This is a genomic window from Halanaerobium sp. MA284_MarDTE_T2 (assembly GCF_003337245.1).
In the GTDB taxonomy this organism is placed as follows: domain Bacteria; phylum Bacillota; class Halanaerobiia; order Halanaerobiales; family Halanaerobiaceae; genus QPJE01.
Genome location: NZ_QPJE01000021.1, coordinates 1 through 15,633 on the forward strand (window position 1 = coordinate 1; position 15,633 = coordinate 15,633).

Annotated in this window: 17 protein-coding genes; 3 read left to right on the forward strand and 14 right to left on the reverse strand. The window is 32.8% G+C overall.

Annotated features, from left to right (window positions below):
• Positions 1-77: 77 nt before the first annotated feature.
• From DFR78_RS08995 to DFR78_RS09035, 9 genes are all read right to left on the reverse strand, one after another.
• Entirely contained in the window at positions 78-215 is a 138-nt protein-coding gene (locus DFR78_RS08995; protein WP_199505594.1) for a hypothetical protein, read from the reverse strand.
• Between the two features lie 99 nt (positions 216-314).
• A complete protein-coding gene (locus DFR78_RS09000) occupies positions 315-647 on the reverse strand; it encodes a hypothetical protein (RefSeq protein WP_147267761.1) in 333 nt (110 codons plus the stop codon).
• Positions 622-2,112: a [FeFe] hydrogenase H-cluster radical SAM maturase HydG gene (gene hydG / locus DFR78_RS09005; RefSeq protein ID WP_369834966.1), complete on the reverse strand. Its 1,491-nt coding sequence runs from the start codon at positions 2,110-2,112 to the stop codon at positions 622-624. The genes DFR78_RS09000 and hydG overlap by 26 nt, the downstream gene beginning before the upstream one ends.
• A gap of 736 nt (positions 2,113-2,848) precedes the next feature.
• Positions 2,849-3,526, reverse strand: coding sequence for a transaldolase family protein (locus DFR78_RS09010; RefSeq protein ID WP_114458512.1), 678 nt, complete (start codon positions 3,524-3,526; stop codon positions 2,849-2,851).
• A gap of 104 nt (positions 3,527-3,630) precedes the next feature.
• Positions 3,631-4,173 (reverse strand): cob(I)yrinic acid a,c-diamide adenosyltransferase, encoded by a 543-nt coding sequence (locus tag DFR78_RS09015; RefSeq protein WP_114458513.1) that lies wholly within the window; start codon positions 4,171-4,173, stop codon positions 3,631-3,633.
• A gap of 110 nt (positions 4,174-4,283) precedes the next feature.
• Positions 4,284-4,664, reverse strand: a complete 381-nt coding sequence (locus DFR78_RS09020) for a hypothetical protein (protein WP_158531750.1) — start codon at positions 4,662-4,664, stop codon at positions 4,284-4,286.
• A gap of 144 nt (positions 4,665-4,808) precedes the next feature.
• Positions 4,809-5,291, reverse strand: coding sequence for a hypothetical protein (locus DFR78_RS09025; RefSeq protein ID WP_199505595.1), 483 nt, complete (start codon positions 5,289-5,291; stop codon positions 4,809-4,811).
• Positions 5,288-5,632, reverse strand: coding sequence for a nucleotidyltransferase family protein (locus DFR78_RS09030; RefSeq protein WP_114458515.1), 345 nt, complete (start codon positions 5,630-5,632; stop codon positions 5,288-5,290). Before DFR78_RS09030 ends, DFR78_RS09025 begins: the two co-directional genes overlap by 4 nt.
• 96 nt (positions 5,633-5,728) lie before the next feature.
• A complete protein-coding gene (locus tag DFR78_RS09035) occupies positions 5,729-6,895 on the reverse strand; it encodes a nucleotide sugar dehydrogenase (protein WP_114458516.1) in 1,167 nt (388 codons plus the stop codon).
• A 238-nt stretch (positions 6,896-7,133) separates the two neighbouring features.
• Between DFR78_RS09035 and DFR78_RS09040 the strand changes: the two genes are divergently transcribed.
• On the forward strand, positions 7,134-7,388 hold the full coding sequence (locus DFR78_RS09040; RefSeq protein WP_114458517.1) for an AbrB/MazE/SpoVT family DNA-binding domain-containing protein: 255 nt from the start codon (positions 7,134-7,136) through the stop codon (positions 7,386-7,388).
• Between the two features lie 129 nt (positions 7,389-7,517).
• Here the strand turns inward: DFR78_RS09040 and DFR78_RS09045 are convergent, their stop codons facing one another.
• The 4 genes from DFR78_RS09045 to DFR78_RS09060 form a co-directional block, all read right to left on the reverse strand.
• Positions 7,518-9,269 carry a GNVR domain-containing protein gene (locus DFR78_RS09045; RefSeq protein ID WP_158531751.1) on the reverse strand — a complete coding sequence of 584 codons (1,752 nt, stop codon included), beginning with the start codon at positions 9,267-9,269 and terminating at the stop codon, positions 7,518-7,520.
• A gap of 358 nt (positions 9,270-9,627) precedes the next feature.
• On the reverse strand, positions 9,628-10,263 hold the full coding sequence (locus DFR78_RS09050) for a hypothetical protein (protein ID WP_114458519.1): 636 nt from the start codon (positions 10,261-10,263) through the stop codon (positions 9,628-9,630).
• A gap of 282 nt (positions 10,264-10,545) precedes the next feature.
• Positions 10,546-10,884, reverse strand: a complete 339-nt coding sequence (locus DFR78_RS09055) for a phage holin family protein (protein ID WP_114458520.1) — start codon at positions 10,882-10,884, stop codon at positions 10,546-10,548.
• Between the two features lie 166 nt (positions 10,885-11,050).
• Positions 11,051-12,493, reverse strand: a complete 1,443-nt coding sequence (locus DFR78_RS09060) for a PLP-dependent aminotransferase family protein (protein WP_114458545.1) — start codon at positions 12,491-12,493, stop codon at positions 11,051-11,053.
• Between the two features lie 236 nt (positions 12,494-12,729).
• Here DFR78_RS09060 and pdxS point away from each other — a divergent pair, with 236 nt between their 5' ends.
• Together pdxS and cysK are read left to right on the forward strand one after the other, a co-directional pair.
• Positions 12,730-13,608: a pyridoxal 5'-phosphate synthase lyase subunit PdxS gene (gene pdxS, locus DFR78_RS09065; protein WP_114458521.1), complete on the forward strand. Its 879-nt coding sequence runs from the start codon at positions 12,730-12,732 to the stop codon at positions 13,606-13,608.
• A gap of 267 nt (positions 13,609-13,875) precedes the next feature.
• Positions 13,876-14,790 (forward strand): cysteine synthase A, encoded by a 915-nt coding sequence (cysK, locus tag DFR78_RS09070; protein ID WP_114458522.1) that lies wholly within the window; start codon positions 13,876-13,878, stop codon positions 14,788-14,790.
• 108 nt (positions 14,791-14,898) lie between these two features.
• Here cysK and DFR78_RS09075 read toward each other — a convergent pair whose 3' ends face one another.
• Positions 14,899-15,528 carry a class I SAM-dependent methyltransferase gene (locus tag DFR78_RS09075; protein ID WP_114458523.1) on the reverse strand — a complete coding sequence of 210 codons (630 nt, stop codon included), beginning with the start codon at positions 15,526-15,528 and terminating at the stop codon, positions 14,899-14,901.
• Positions 15,529-15,633 lie beyond the last annotated feature (105 nt).

Here is a 15,633-nt window from a genome sequence, read left to right on the forward strand (position 1 = left end):
AATACAAAAGGCAAGTTAGAGGATATACTGTTGGGCTAACAGGATTTTAAGCCTGTGGAGATGGTGGGTTACCACTTCTAAGAAGCAGGAATCCTTGTGGGCTTGCCCCGAGGAGGGTCAATGTCAACAGGAATAATTATTTCCTCTTTAAGGGGAATATTGCCTCTAACTAAATAAGGACCATCCTTAATAATTTTAATCTTTTTCTTTTCCATTTTATCACCTAATTAATAATTATTTTTAATTAACTTGTCACTTTAAATAGTATTAGAGGGAGCAGTTTCCCCGCTCCCCCTGATAGTTTTTATACAATTTTAATTATAACATAATTCTTTTATTAAAGAAATAAACTGATCCCAATCATTTTCATTCAGCTGACTGTAGTTTTCAACAACCAGGCCGAGTTTATCATTAACCTTAATTTTTCTCTTATTAACCATCAGTCCTTCATAACCTGCTGTATAAGACCAGCGCCTTCCCCCTTTTATCTGACAGAGATTAAATTTGATATCATAGTCAGCTGCAAGTTTTTTAGACAGCTTATCGATATTTTCTCTGAAAGGAAGTTCAAAATTGATTTCTTTTTTAAGTTTTTTTACATCTAAACTTTTTTCTCTATTTTTAGATGTAGATGTCTCTTTCACCATTTTTAATCCTTTCATAAAAGTTTTTAAAGTCAGCCAGCAGTTTCTTATCCTCAAAAAAGGGGTCATTTTCAATCTGCTTTAATTCTTCCTGCAGAACTTTTTCTCCAACTTCTTTTGTTTCCGGAGAGGCAAAGTCATCAAGCCATTCTCTAAAGGTTAAAACAGCATTTAACTTGCAGAACTTCCCTTCAGTTCCACACTTTAAGAGATTCATGATCTTATCACCGGTTCTGCCGCAGCGGTAACCTGCTGTACAGAAGGAAGTTATCATTCCCATTTCGGCAAATTCTTTAATTACGGTATCTAAACCTCTGGTATCTCCCAGCATAAACTGCTGTTTTTCTTTTTCCTGTTCGGTAAGCTGCTCACTGTAAGAACCAATACCCAGTTTTGTTGAAGCATCAGTCTGAGTTGAGCCGCGTTTAATTGCCTCTCTCCTCATCTCTGGAGTTTCTCTGGCTGTAACTATTAAACCAGTATAAGGAACAGCAAGTCTGAGCACAGTTACCAGTTTTTTAAATTCTTCGTCAGATACACTGTACCGGCTGCTTGCAGAATAATCCGTACCACTGGCATCCCTCAATCTTGGGAAGGAAATTGTATGAGGACCTATACCATCAAACTGCTTTTCTAAATCCATTGTATGATACAGAAGACCCATTACCTCAAATTTCCAGTCATAAAGACCAAATAAAGCACCGATTGCCACATCATCAATTCCAGCCTCCATTGCTCTATGCAGAGAATATAATCTCCAGCGATAATTTGATTTGGGACCAGAGGGATGAACTTTATTATAGGTGGGGCGGTGATAGGTTTCCTGGAATACCTGATAGGTTCCTACTCCAACCTCCCACAGTTTTTCTAAATCTGCAACCGTCATTGGAGCTGCATTGATATTTACCCGCCTAATTTTACTGGTCGAATTACCTGTAGGTACTTCGACATCATAAACTGATTTAATAGAATCAACAATATAATCCACATCAGATGCAGGGTGTTCACCATAAACTACTATACTTCTTTTATGACCTTCTTTAACAAGTGCCTCTGTTTCTGCTTTAATTTCATCCATATTTAAAACCCTGCGCTTTTCCTCTTTGTTATCTTTTCTAAAACCGCAGTACTTACAGTTATTAACACAGAGGTTGCTGCAGTAAAGTGGGGCAAAGGTTACTATTCTATTGTCATATACCTTCCTTTTTACCTCAAGTGCCGCTTCATCCATCATTTTTAAAATTTCTGGGTCATCTACATTTAAAAGTTTTGCCGTTTCTATTGGTGAGAGTCTCTCTATATCTAAAGATTTCTGAATAATTGCTTCTACCTCTTCTTTAGAGGGAGATGTATTTTCCTGCAGCTGTCTTTTAATCAGATCTTCATTCATAAAATCTTCATCATCTATTAGATACCTATCAATTTCATCCTGTTTAATTACATTTTCTGCCCATTTCTGTGGTGACATTGTACTCATTTTTTAAAGTTCCTCCTTCAAGATTGCTCTAACAATCTCTGCTTTCATATTCAAAGATTAATGATTCCAATTACCCAATTACCGACTCTGCTATCTGCTTTCAAATTTAGGTCTGCTGCTTACAATAAAGTCCTTATAAAATGAAAATAACTTATCATAAAAGATAAGTTCTAAAAATTAAATAATATCGGTGACTCTTCATGATCAGGAAATCCCCCTTTCAATTAGAACCATATCTTTTGGCACCCTTCAGCTCAGATTTCTCCCAGCTGGCAGGAAATAATTATTTTTTGAATATTATTTTGAAATATTATTCACAATATAATAATAGCACATCTTTCTCCTTCATTCAAGAATATATTCACATAGACTTTCCCCATTTTTTATATACTGCTGCAAAAAGGGGAGATGCAGGAATATTGAAATTTTTAGTCAATGAATCTTAACGAAATGAAGGAAGAAATAGGGTTGAACTGCAGGATGGAGTGAGCTAATCATGAGTCAGGAGGACTCATTGATTAGTGTGCCCTATTTCACACCCGAATTGAGTTTTAGATAAATCTAAAAATTTCGTTGATGACTAAAGCCCCCTTTTTGCAGCTTGAAAATAAATTTTGGGGAAACTCCTATATATTCACAAATTTTTCGCACTTACTTCTATCACACTGAACAGATACAATTTTATCTCTTACAGCCGAAGGAATATCAAAGCAAAAATCACCTGTTATTAATATTGATACATAAATTTGTCCCCATATAAACTTTTCCAGTCAGCATCAAACTGCTCAACTGCCTGATAAGTTAATGGATGTGCAGCAGCTTCCTCATATAATTCTGCACTAACAGTAGCAGTATCTGCACCTGCAAGACAGCATTCTTTAATTTGATTGACATTTTTAAAACTTGCAGCAATTATTTTGCTTTTAATATTATGTATTTTAAACATCTCTGCTATATCTCTTACTACCCCTACTCCATCAGCTTCTATATTATCCAGTCTGTTCACATATGGTGCAATAAAACCAGCGCCAGCATTGGCCGCTATTACAGCCTGCTGGGTAGAAAATACTGCTGTTGCAGCTGTATTAATCCCCATGCCGTTTAATTTTTTGATAGTTTTTAAACCTTCAGGAATAACAGGTATCTTAATATATAAGTTTTCTCGAATATTTTCTACCAGAAACTCTGCTTCTTTAATCATTTCTTCACAATTAGAAGCAGTTACCTGGACAAACAACAGCTGTTCAGAAGAAAGAATTTCATCAATACTTTTAAGCAGATCAAGCCAGCTTTCTGCATTTTCTCTGGTCAGTATAGTTGGATTAGTTGTTACTCCTCGAACAGGATACAGATCATTCAGTCTTTTAATATCTTCTAAATTAGCAGTATCAAGTAAAATTTTCAAAGTAATCACCTTTTTTAATAGATTTTACTGTTATTTCTCTTATAATCAAAGTAAAGCTGCAGAGAGAGTTTTCTTTTATTCACATTAAGAAGCCATATCAGAAATTATTCTTCCTTTTTAAACTCTACATAATTAAGAGCACCTTCAAGATAACGGGCCAGAACATAAAGTAGATCAGATAATCGGTTAATATATTTCTGCACAAGTAGACTTATCTCTTCTTTAGCTGCCAGAGTTGTAATTCTTCTTTCTGCTCTCCGGCAGATTGTACGCGACATATGCAGAGCTCCACTGCCTTTTGTACTACCTGGTATTATGAACATAGATCGCTCTTTTTTATTCATCTGTTCAAGATAATAATCAATTTTTTCTTCCAGTTCTTTTATATCTTTTTCATCAATTTTATCCGGAAAAGACTCATAATTAGGGGTGGCAAGCTGTCCTGCTGCATTAAAAAGCTTTCTCTGTATATTTTTTATTAGTTCAACGATTTCTTTATCATCAACAAAATTTTTTGCAAATCCAAGGGAGGAATTAAGTTCATCAACAGTACCATAACTTTCCACACGCGGAGAATCTTTATTTACTCTGCTGTTGTCAAAAAGACTCGTCTTACCTTTGTCACCGGTTTTTGTATAAATTTTCATTTAATACACCTGCCTTAAAAATTAATTAGATTGTTGATAATATTATATCATCTTTAAAGCAAAAAGAAAAAGCAGCCTGGAAAAGACTGCTTTATAAATTCATTATATAATTAACTGGCTTTTTCTTCAGGTTTTCCTGTTTCGATAACTATTGTATGTGTATGGTGGATAAATCTATCCTCAAGTTCATCTACTTTTTCATACTTCCCCAGGAGATGAGCTATATCATTCTCCATCCTGTCCATCTGTGCACTGCGAATTTCATTATTTTCTTCCAAAGATCTAAGTATAAGGGTATTTTCACTAACCTGTTTTTTAAGTGAAGAGACATCTGTTTTAAGTGATGAGATATCGTCTCTCATATCTGCAGTTTCCTCACGCACTATCTTTCTGGTTTCTTCGCGAACTATTTTTCTGGTTTCTTCACGAACAATTTTCTTTGTTTCCTCACATACTATTTCTCGAATACTATCCAGAAGTTCCTGATCCAAAGTCTTCACCACCTATCTCTTAATAGTTTCCACATGCTGTATTAGCTGTTATATCAAAACTATGTTTAGTGCTTCAAGTATTATATTAATACATATAGTATTCAAAACCAATCTCCCTTATTAAGAATTAGATATATTTTCCTTTTAATAGCTGGTTTCTTCTTCTAAAAACTCCAAAAACCTTTTAATATCCCCAATTATTTTATCAATATTTTCATCAAGATCTTCTACAAGAACTTTAATTTTTTTAGCTGAATAATTATAAGAATAAACATTCCTTACTATATGCCTGAATCCTCGATATTCATCAAGTATCTTTTTAGTATTTTTATCAATAATAGAAGGACGTATCTTTTTTATTTTTATAGCCATCTGCTCTAATAATTCCTGATGCCATGAACCACCTTCCGGTACACTCTCATCTATTTCCCGTGCAATTAACAAAAATATCTTCTCAAGTCCAGAGTAAAAACCATGCAGATTGAGTGCAACACTATCTAAATAAAATTCTTCTGATTCCATATTATATTTTTCCCAGGCTCTATCAATTTTATTTTTTAATAATATGAGTTCTTCTAGATCATCATCAATTCTAGAAATTAATGTTAAAAAAGCTTTCTCAGTCATAATTTCACCCCATTATTCAAAATTGATTCCTTAATAGACTCTCTACAATCTTTAACATCAATAAAATCAACAGATATCCCTTTATATAGTGAACTTATTTCTCCATAAGCTTTAAAAAATAATTCCTCCTTCAAACCATCAACTGCAATATCTATATCAGATTCCAGAGAAAAATCCTCACTTTTAAGCACAGAACCAAATAAAATTACTTTTTTAACATTATATTTTCTATATAAAAGTTCCGCAATTTTTTTGGCTTTAAAAAGTGCTAACTGTCTTTTTTCTTCAACCTTTTCTCTAGATTTTTTAGGTTTGTATAAAAGAGGATATTTATCCACCATATTACTCTCCCCTTTCTATTGTTCTATTTTTATTATATCACAGCAAACTAAAAAAGACAGCTCCATAAAAAGGAACTGCCTCCCATTCTTTATTATTTAATTATTGTTAAACAGGTCTCTCGTATATACTTTATCTTCAACATCTTCTAATTCTGGAGCCATTCTATTGGCCACAATGACATCTGCTTCTTTTTTGAATTCGTCTAAATCTTTAATTACTCTGGAACGATAAAATTCCTCTTCTTCCAGTACTGGCTCATAAACAATTACTTCAATACCTTTTGCTTTTATTCTCTTCATTACACCCTGAACTGAAGACTGTCTAAAGTTATCAGAGTTTTTCTTCATAGTTAAACGATATACACCAACTATTTCTGGCTTTTTCTCTATTATCATTTTAGCAATATGGTCTTTTCTGGTTCTATTGGCATCAACAATTGCCTGCATAATATTATTTGGCACATCTTCATAATTGGCCAGCAGCTGTTTTGTGTCTTTAGGAAGACAGTAACCACCATAACCAAAAGAAGGATTATTATAATGGTCTCCAATCCGTGGATCAAGTCCAACACCTTTTATGATCTGCTCTGTGTTTAGATTCCGCATTTCAGCATAGGTATCAAGTTCATTAAAAAAAGCAACCCTCATGGCCAGATATGTATTGGCAAAAAGTTTAATTGCTTCTGCTTCAGTAGGATCAGTATAAAGTACAGGTATATCTTCTTTTTTGGCACCTTCTACAAGTAATGATGCAAATTCTTCTGCTCTTTTTGACCTTTCTCCCACAATAATTCTTGAAGGATAAAGATTATCATAAAGTGCCTTCCCCTCCCGCAAAAATTCAGGAGAAAAAATTATGTTTTCTGTATCAAACTTTTCTTTGGCCTCTTCTGTATAACCAACCGGTACAGTTGATTTAATAATCATAACTGCATCTTCATTAAGTGATAGAACATTGGCAATCACAGCTTCTACTGTTCTGGTATTAAAATAATTCTGTTCTGGATCATAATTTGTTGGTGTTGCAATAATAACAACTTCAGCTTCCCTGTAAGCTTTATATCCCTCAGTAGTAGCTTTTAAGTTAAGGCCATTATTGGCCAGATAATCTTCTAATTCTGGATCAACAATCGGTGATTTTAAATTATTGATCATATTAACTTTTTCTTCAACAATATCAACAATAGTAACATCATGGTTCTGAGCAAGTAAAACGGCATTGGATAGCCCTACATAACCTGCTCCTGCAACAGCAATTTTCATTTTATCATTCCTTTACAGCTAATTTTAAAATTATGTATAAAAAAATTTCTTTATAATTTTCAGTTATTAGTATTTAATTCAATATGAAATGTTTTGTCAAAATTTCTTAACCTCTATCATATATTCTATCATAAAAAAAAGAAAAATAAAGGCTGTGATTATTTGCTTTGTTAATTTATATGATGTATAATTTAATTGTGGGTAAAACCCACAAAATGATTAAAAGGCGGTATTTACTTTGAGCAAAAAACTTACAGTTAAAGTTGATTCACGAGGTCGAATTACTATTCCTAAAGAAGCTCGCAAAACTGCACAAATTGAAAATGGAGATACTTTATTTATGAATTTAAAACCAGGCAAAATTGAATTTATCAGAGCCGTAGAAGATCCTGTAGTTGTTCTTCGTGAGTATTCTGAACAAGAATATGAAAATGGAAGAACAAAAAATTTAAGAGATTATGCAGAAAAATCAGGAATAAAACTTGATGAGTAATTTTAACGTAGAAATAACAAGAGCTGTGGAAAAAGATGATTTATTATAAAATCCCCTTTTTAGTAAACAGATTTTCAATGTTTAATCTGTCCACTTTAAGGGGATTATTTATATTAATTATAAGTTTTTCTATTCTTCTTTCATAAATTCTTTAAAGAATACTATAAATACTCCCAGCATTAAGGCTAGTACTCCGGCAATGGCAAGATTTAATTTCAAATTATTTTCTACTGGTTCTGTTGGCTCTACAGCTTTTGCAAAGAATTTAACATCACTGGTTCTCTGGGCTTCTGCTATTCTTGCTTCTTCTACTCTTTTAGCAAGCATAGAATATGTATTCTTTACATTATCAATTTCCTGCTGAAGTCTGTCCTGAATGTTTTCCGCTTTCCAGATATTGTTCTGCAGTGTTTTTATTTCTACTTTTAAATTATTTCTAGAATCTTGATAAAAATCAAGTTGAGCACTTAATGATTCAACCTCAAGTTTTGTATTCATTTCCGCAGCAAGTAGTTCCTTATATTTATTTGCATGATTTAAATATATTTTTTTATATTTATCCAGATCACTTGCTAAATGATCTTTCTTAATACTAAGCTCTTTATATCTGGCATTATATCTATTTAATTCCATAACTTCATTATTAAGTTCACTTCTATAATATTCTATTTCCTGTGGTAAAGTTTCTAAAGTAACTTTGTTGTCTGAATATCTTACTTTCAACCTTTGAAATACAGGATTTATAATTTCATTACTTAGTTGTAAATCTTTAAGAATCTCTATTTTCTCTTTATTTAGTATATTTTCCCAAAAAGCATCATTGCTTAAACTTTTATTTAAATTCCATTTTTCCGGTTCTTTATCTAAAATATTTTTAATATTTTTATTTTCTTCTTTTAATTTTTGCAGACTATTATTTAAATTAGAAATCATTTCTTTATATCTTTGTATTCTATTCTGCTTAAGTTCAATTTCCTGTTTCATTAATTCTAAATTATTATTTTTATTAAAATCAAGCAGCTTATTTTCTGTTTTTAGATAATTATTTTTTGCTATCTGTAATTCGTTATTCTTATCTGTATCCAGATTTAAATCACCGGACCAGTATCCCTCTTTCTGTAAATTATTAATCTGCTTTTGCAAATTGGTATATACTGCTTTTTGTGATCCTAATTCAGACTTCAAATCTACAATTCTATTATTTAAATTATCAAGTTTATTTTGTTTAGAATTTAATTCAGAATTTGCTATCCTCAATCTATGTTCTTTTTTAAACTGCAGTAATTCATCTTTTAAATTTTTAAGTTTAATTTCTGTTTCTGAAAACTGATTCTGTATAACTTCACTTACTTCTTGAATCTCTCCAATTCGTATTTGTTTACTATCACTAATAAATTTTTCAGCCCAGAGATTTGCCATTTTTGTTATCAATTCTGGATTTTTTCCTTTGACTGTAAGCACAATCAAAGGAGCATTTTCTTGAGAATTATCGGATGCTCCTCCAATAATTACTTCTATATGCATCATTCTTTCCAGCTGTGCAGTAGTCAATTTTTCATTTTTTTCATTTTTCAAATCCAATTCATCTATAATTGACTGTTTAATTGTATCTGTAGTCGCAAGATTTTTGTATGTTTCAATCGGCAGTGTAGAAACTTCTAACGAGGTCTTATATTTAGGGGGCAAAATAAGCAGTGTTGATTTTGCTTCATAAACTGGGCCAGCTAGAAAAAAGCTATAAAAAAATGTTATTATTAAAGCAGCAGCAACTAGTCCAGCAATAAACCATTTATTATCCCACAAAAGCATTATATACTCTCTTAAATCTATTTCATATTCATCATAATATTCAGTTCTTATATTTTCATTGTTCTCATCCACTACAATATCCCTCCAATAAATTATTATCAATGATAAAGCTATATTAAAATAAATAAAGATAAAAATCAAGTATAAAAATTGTAAGGAGTTTCCCCAAAATTTATTTTCAAGCTGCAAAAAGGGGGCTTTAGTCATCAACGAAATTTTTAGATTTATCTAAAACACAATTCGGTTGTGAAATAGGGCACACTAATCAATGAGTCCTCCTGACTCATGATTAGCTCACTCCATCCTGCAGTTCAACCCTATTTCTTCCTTCATTTCGTTAAGATTCATTGACTAAAAATTTCAATATTCCTGCATCTCCCCTTTTTGCAGCAGTATATAAAAAATGGGGAAAGTCTATTAAAAATTGTTATTAAAAATTAATCTCCTTTAAATCAGAAGCATTAACAGAAAATATGCGGCCTGCACCCGGTTTTATTACAAAAGTTTTAAGTGTGATCTCAGTATCTCTTTTTTTGCCATCTTTTAACATAATTACAGCTTTATTCCCACTGTTAAATTTAATGTTTTTAATCTGATCTGATGCAATTTCTAAATTACTGCCAAAAGGACTTTTTATAGTTATAGTTTTATTCATCAATTTACCTAAAAAAGAGTCCTTATTGTTCATTTTAAACACTGTTTTATTATCTGCAGCTATTTTTTTTACTTTATCAAACAATATTCTTTTTATATCTTCATTTTTGATTGTTAAAATTTCTCCTTCAGCATCAAAAACAAGGGCTTCCCCTATTATTTTACCCGAAAATATATTTCTATCTCCAGCTGCAATAACAAAACTATCCCCTCTGTTTTCAACACCTGTAAGGTAAACTTCCACCAGTCTTATATCAGCATATGGAGTTTTTATTTCCAGATATTCATTTAATACATCTCCAAAATAATTTTCTCCAGAGTTGAGATAAAGCCTATCAGCATTTGCTGTAAGAGTAAGCATAATAATAGTAAATATTATTAAGAATATTACAGATGAATATTTTTTAAACATTACTTTCACTCCTTCTTACTTCTATATTATACAGATTTAATTTAATTCCTTCTTAAAATAGCTAAATTTGGCCAAACTTTATCAGATCAGTTTGTATTCTAATCAAAACTATTTATCTAAAACAGCCAAGAAAACTCCATCTAAACCTGTGATTTAGGTGGAGAGGTTCACATTATAGCCAAAAACATGAGATAAATAAATGAAAAAGCCCTACTTGAGGGCTTTAAAAATAATAACATCAATAATAAATAATCATTTTAATACAATATCTTACTGATAAATCTATTCTAAAAATCCATGCAGTATACTAGAAGCAAGACTGATAATTACAGACCCTAAAATTGCTGAAAATATACCCTGAACAATAAAACCAGGTACTAAAACTGCAGTTAAGGCAAGCATGATTCCATTTATCACCAGCAAAAATAGTCCAAATGTCAATATCGTAAAAGGAATAGTAAGAATTGTAAATATAGGGCGCAAAAACCCATTTATAAAACCTAATACCACTGCTGCAAAAAATCCTGCCCAGATGCTCGTTACAGTAATCCCTGGTAAGACATAAGCTGCCAGCAGTAAAGCCACCATCGTTGTCAATACTTTAGCAAAAAATTGGGACATTTCTATCTCTCCTCATTTTTAGAGTTTAACACTCCAGTATACATAATTCGACAGTTTGCAATTTTTTCCTGCATAAAGAAAAAATATTTTTAAAAAGCAGCTGTTAATCTTTTCCCCTAAATCAAAATAAAAATTTAGAGTGAGTTTTCTTTTTAATGATAATTTTTTAAAGAAGAGGACTAAAATCATCTTCATCAGAACTTCCCAGATAATCTCTAACTACTTCACTAAGAATATCCATCCCTTTTTTAATCTCTTTTTCATCTACAGCAGCAAAGCTCAGCCGAAAATACTCTGATTTTGCAGATGAAGCAGTAAATAAATACCCAGGAGAAAAAACAACTCCTTTTTCTGCAGCCTGTTCGTATAATTTGCTACTATCTTTACCCTGCGGTAATTTCAGCCAGAAATAAAGGCCGCCTTCAGGCTTAATAAAACTTTCTATCTCTTCTGGCAGTTTTTTATCAATCTCTTCTGACATTACTTCAAATCTTTTTTTAAATAAATTCCTTTTTAAGCTTATATGTTTTTCAAAAAATCCTTCTCTTAGATAATAATCAAAAGCTCGTTGAGTTAATCCAGCGCTAGAAATATCAGTTGCATACTTTGTTTCCAGCATTTCTGGAAGAAGTTTTTGGGGCAGAACAATCAAAGCCAGCCTTAATCCCGGCATAAATACCTTAGAAAAACTCTTAATATAAATTACTCTTTCATTTTTGTCAAGCTGCTTAAGAATAGATGGTGCATTTTCAGTATAGTAAAGATCCGAAAGAAGATCATCCTCTACTATAAAAAAGTTGTATTTTTCGGCAAGTTCTAAAAGATGCTGCTGCTTTTCTCTGCTCCAGTTAACACCAGTTGGATTCTGGAAATTCTGCATGGTGAAAAAAAGCTTAATCTTATTTTTCTTAAGATAATCTTCAAGTTCATCAAGATCCAGTCCATCTCTTTTTATCTCTATGCTTTTTATTTCCGCTTTCCGAGAAGCAAAAGCCTGTAAAGCTCCGAAATAAGTGGCTTTTTCCACAACAACTTTATCACCATAATCCAGCAGTATTTTGGCAATTATATCGATCGCCTGCTGTGCACCAGAAACAATCTGTATTTCTTTTAAATTATTATAAATACTTTTACTCTTTAAATAATCCTGAATATATTTTCTTAAAGGTAAAAATCCCTGACTTTTTTGATAGGTAAAAGCTTCACCCTGATCTCTATCTAAAACATGATTTATGGCATATTTAAAATCATCTACTGGAAAAAGATCAGTACTTGGTGTAGCACTGGCAAAATTAATGCTCTTATCTAGCTTTATCTGGCCATGATTTAACATACTGTCATTTTTATCTTCTTTAAAGCCTGCTGAAACTGCAGCTGGTGCAACAAAACTACCACTACCAACTTTTTTGTAAATTAAATTATCCTGGGCCAGCATATCATATGCTTTAACAACAGTAGCCGGATTAATCCCCAGCATATCGCTCAGCTTCCTAATTGGCGGCAGCTTTGTATCAGCACTCAGTTCATCTACTATTTTCTCTTTTAGCTTTCTGTAAAGCTGTAGATAAAGAGGCGTATTACTTTCTTTATCGATTTTAATTTTAAGCATATCTCCTTCTCCTTCTATTACAAAATTGTTTAACACTAAATATAATTTACCACCATTTAATTAATTAACCTTTTCCAAATTATATTAGCACAATAAAAATTATATTATTTTGTATTATACCATTGACAATTTGTACTATATTATTCTATAATTGTATTAGTTTGAAGCTAAAAAAAGCTTTATTTACCTATATTGTATCATTACAATTTTAAAAAATCAACTTAGGAGGAATTAAAATGTCAAAAAATAACCATGTTAACAAGGACTTAGCTCAGAGGTTAAAAGGTGGAGTAATTATGGATGTGACAAATGCAGAAGAAGCAAAAATTGCTGAAGATGCAGGGGCGGCGGCTGTTATGGCCCTGGAGAAAGTTCCAGCTGATATCCGTAAAGATGGTGGTATTGCCCGTATGTCTGACCCTAAAATGATAAAAGAAATTGTCGAAACCGTATCAATCCCGGTTATGGCAAAGGTAAGAATCGGGCATTTTGTAGAAGCACAGATTTTAGAATCACTTGCTATTGATTACATAGACGAAAGTGAAGTACTTACCCCTGCTGACGAAGAATTCCATATTGATAAAAATCAATTTAAAATCCCTTTTGTCTGTGGTGCCCGCAATTTAGGTGAAGCACTCCGCAGAATAGGTGAAGGTGCAGCAATGATCAGAACTAAAGGTGAAGCTGGCACTGGTAATGTAGTTGAAGCTGTACGCCATATTAGAAAAATAACATCTCAGATGCGTGCTTTAACCCAGATGGGCAGTGAAGAATTAATGACTGCTGCTAAAGATATGAAAGCTCCCTTTGAACTTGTTAAATATGTTGCAGAAAATGCTGAACTACCTGTGGTTAATTTTGCTGCCGGTGGTATTGCCACTCCTGCTGATGCAGCACTAATGATGCAGCTTGGCTGTGATGGTATATTTGTTGGTTCAGGTATTTTCCGCTCCGGGAATCCTGCCAGACGAGCAAAGGCAATTGTTGAAGCAGTAAAACATTATCAGGATGCCGAAATAATAGCAGAGGTTTCTGAAGATCTTGGTAAGGCAATGTCAGGTCTTGATATCAATGGCCTTACAGAGGCTGAAAAAATGGCCAATAGAGGCTGGTAATCTGGAAAATTTGTACAGAATTCACCGGAGAAGATAGCTGCAGTTAAAAACGCCCCTCTACCTGTGCTCCGTTTCATCCTTAGTAAAAAAATAGCAGCAGTTTTGGCAGTTTTTTATAAATATTAAGGAGTTTCCCCATTTTTGCAGCTCTAAAAATAATTTTGGGGAAACTTTTTTTATAAATATTTTGTTGACAAAAACACTCATCTATAATATAATATAAATTAAAGTAAAGTAGTCAAGTTTATTATTGAGGAGGTTTTATGGATGAAGATCTATGATGATATTACAGAAATGATTGGCAGTACTCCTGTAGTTAGATTAAATAAGCTCACAGCTGAAAATGATGCAGAAGTGCTTTTAAAATTGGAAAGTTTTAATCCTGGTGGAAGTATTAAAGATAGAATAGCATATAATATGATAATTGAGGCAGAAAAATCAGGAAAGTTAAAAAAGAGTGACACCATTATTGAACCTACCAGTGGTAATACTGGTATTGGACTGGCCATGGTAGGAGCAGCTCGAGGATATAAAGTAATTTTAACAATGCCCGAATCCATGAGCAGTGAGAGGAGAAAACTCCTTAAAGCATATGGAGCAGAACTTATCCTAACTCCTGCAGATAAAGGTATGAAAGGAGCAATTGCTAAAGCAGAAGAAATTGCAGCCGAAAAAGGCGGCTTTATTCCCGATCAATTTGAAAATCCGGCCAATCCTGATATACATGCCCGTACAACAGCAAGGGAAATAATTTCTGCTGTTGGCGGTAATCTGGACTATTTTGTTGCAGGTGTTGGTACAGGTGGTACTATCACAGGTACAGCAAAAACCCTTAAAGACATGATTAAAGATATTAAAATTGTTGCTGTAGAACCTGAAAATTCTGCGGTTTTATCGGGCGAAAAGGCAGGCTCCCATAAAATACAGGGTATTGGAGCTGGATTTATACCAGAAGTACTTAATATAGATTTAATTGATATGATAGAAAAGGTAAGTGACGAAGAGGCATTTAAAACCACACGCAAATTAGCAGTTGAAGAAGGTATATTTGTCGGAATTTCTTCTGGAGCAGCAGTTTCTGCAGCCTTAAAGCTGGCTTTAGACCTTGATAAGGATAAAAGAATTCTTGTCATAGCACCAGATAGTGGTGAAAGATATTTAAGTACAGACATTTACTCATAATTGAGATAAAATAGATTTCCCCTGTGATAAGTCCTGATGGCTCCCCACCGTCAGGACTTAATTTTTTTATAAAAAAAGAGAGCAGTTTTTATACTGCTCTTTCGTATTTTATATTTTTCTAAAAGTAATATAATTTTTATTATTTGTATAAATAATCTCAAGTGGAAAATTATCTGCAATCCACTGAAAGGTCTTTAAACTGTATAAACTTATATGTGTATCATCTCTTATATACCACCAGTCTGCAAAACTGTCAGCCTCAGTATAAAAATTAGTCATCACTGCCAGCAGTCCACCATCTTTTAAAATTGAGCATAGATGCTCTATTTCTCTGTGCGGATTTAAAAAGTGCTCATAAACCTCAGTTGAAGTGATTAAATCATATTTCTTTTCCTTATAATCAAGATTAGGAAAAAAATGCGGATCATAAATTGTAGTGGAAAACCCTTCTCTCCCCACAAGCTCTGCTAAAACTGGGCCAGGGCCAGCCCCAAAGTCAAGCATATCACCATCAGGATCAGCAAAAGGCAGAACAGCTGAATCCAGAAACTGCCTGAACATATTGACATAACCCTCATTTTTAATAGAATTATTGTGTTCCTGATACCGCTTTTTTTCAGCCTCAGCAGTCAAAATATATTTCTCATCTTTAAAGATTAAACCACATATCTGACATTGAAAAAAACGCCGCTCATCCTGCCGGCGCTCTGCTGTACTTCCACATAATTTACATTTCAAAATAATTCCTCCTGCAGGATTATTTTAACACAAACCTTATATATATTCTTAAACTGGCTGATAAATTTTTCCAGACTTTTAAAAAGTTAGAGATGATTTTTGCAT

Bases quoted from the DNA above. Each gene is read 5' to 3' on its own strand.
- DFR78_RS08995 (WP_199505594.1), bottom strand. From the start codon at position 215: ATGGAAAAGAAAAAGATTAAAATTATTAAGGATGGTCCTTATTTAGTT.
- DFR78_RS09000 (WP_147267761.1), bottom strand. From the start codon at position 647: ATGGTGAAAGAGACATCTACATCTAAAAATAGAGAAAAAAGTTTAGAT.
- hydG (WP_369834966.1), bottom strand. From the start codon at position 2,112: ATGTCACCACAGAAATGGGCAGAAAATGTAATTAAACAGGATGAAATT.
- DFR78_RS09015 (WP_114458513.1), bottom strand. From the start codon at position 4,173: ATGAAAATTTATACAAAAACCGGTGACAAAGGTAAGACGAGTCTTTTT.
- DFR78_RS09025 (WP_199505595.1), bottom strand. From the start codon at position 5,291: ATGACTGAGAAAGCTTTTTTAACATTAATTTCTAGAATTGATGATGAT.
- DFR78_RS09030 (WP_114458515.1), bottom strand. From the start codon at position 5,632: ATGGTGGATAAATATCCTCTTTTATACAAACCTAAAAAATCTAGAGAA.
- DFR78_RS09035 (WP_114458516.1), bottom strand. From the start codon at position 6,895: ATGAAAATTGCTGTTGCAGGAGCAGGTTATGTAGGGCTATCCAATGCC.
- DFR78_RS09050 (WP_114458519.1), bottom strand. From the start codon at position 10,263: ATGTTTAAAAAATATTCATCTGTAATATTCTTAATAATATTTACTATT.
- DFR78_RS09055 (WP_114458520.1), bottom strand. From the start codon at position 10,884: ATGTCCCAATTTTTTGCTAAAGTATTGACAACGATGGTGGCTTTACTG.
- DFR78_RS09060 (WP_114458545.1), bottom strand. From the start codon at position 12,493: ATGCTTAAAATTAAAATCGATAAAGAAAGTAATACGCCTCTTTATCTA.
- pdxS (WP_114458521.1), top strand. From the start codon at position 12,730: ATGTCAAAAAATAACCATGTTAACAAGGACTTAGCTCAGAGGTTAAAA.
- cysK (WP_114458522.1), top strand. From the start codon at position 13,876: ATGAAGATCTATGATGATATTACAGAAATGATTGGCAGTACTCCTGTA.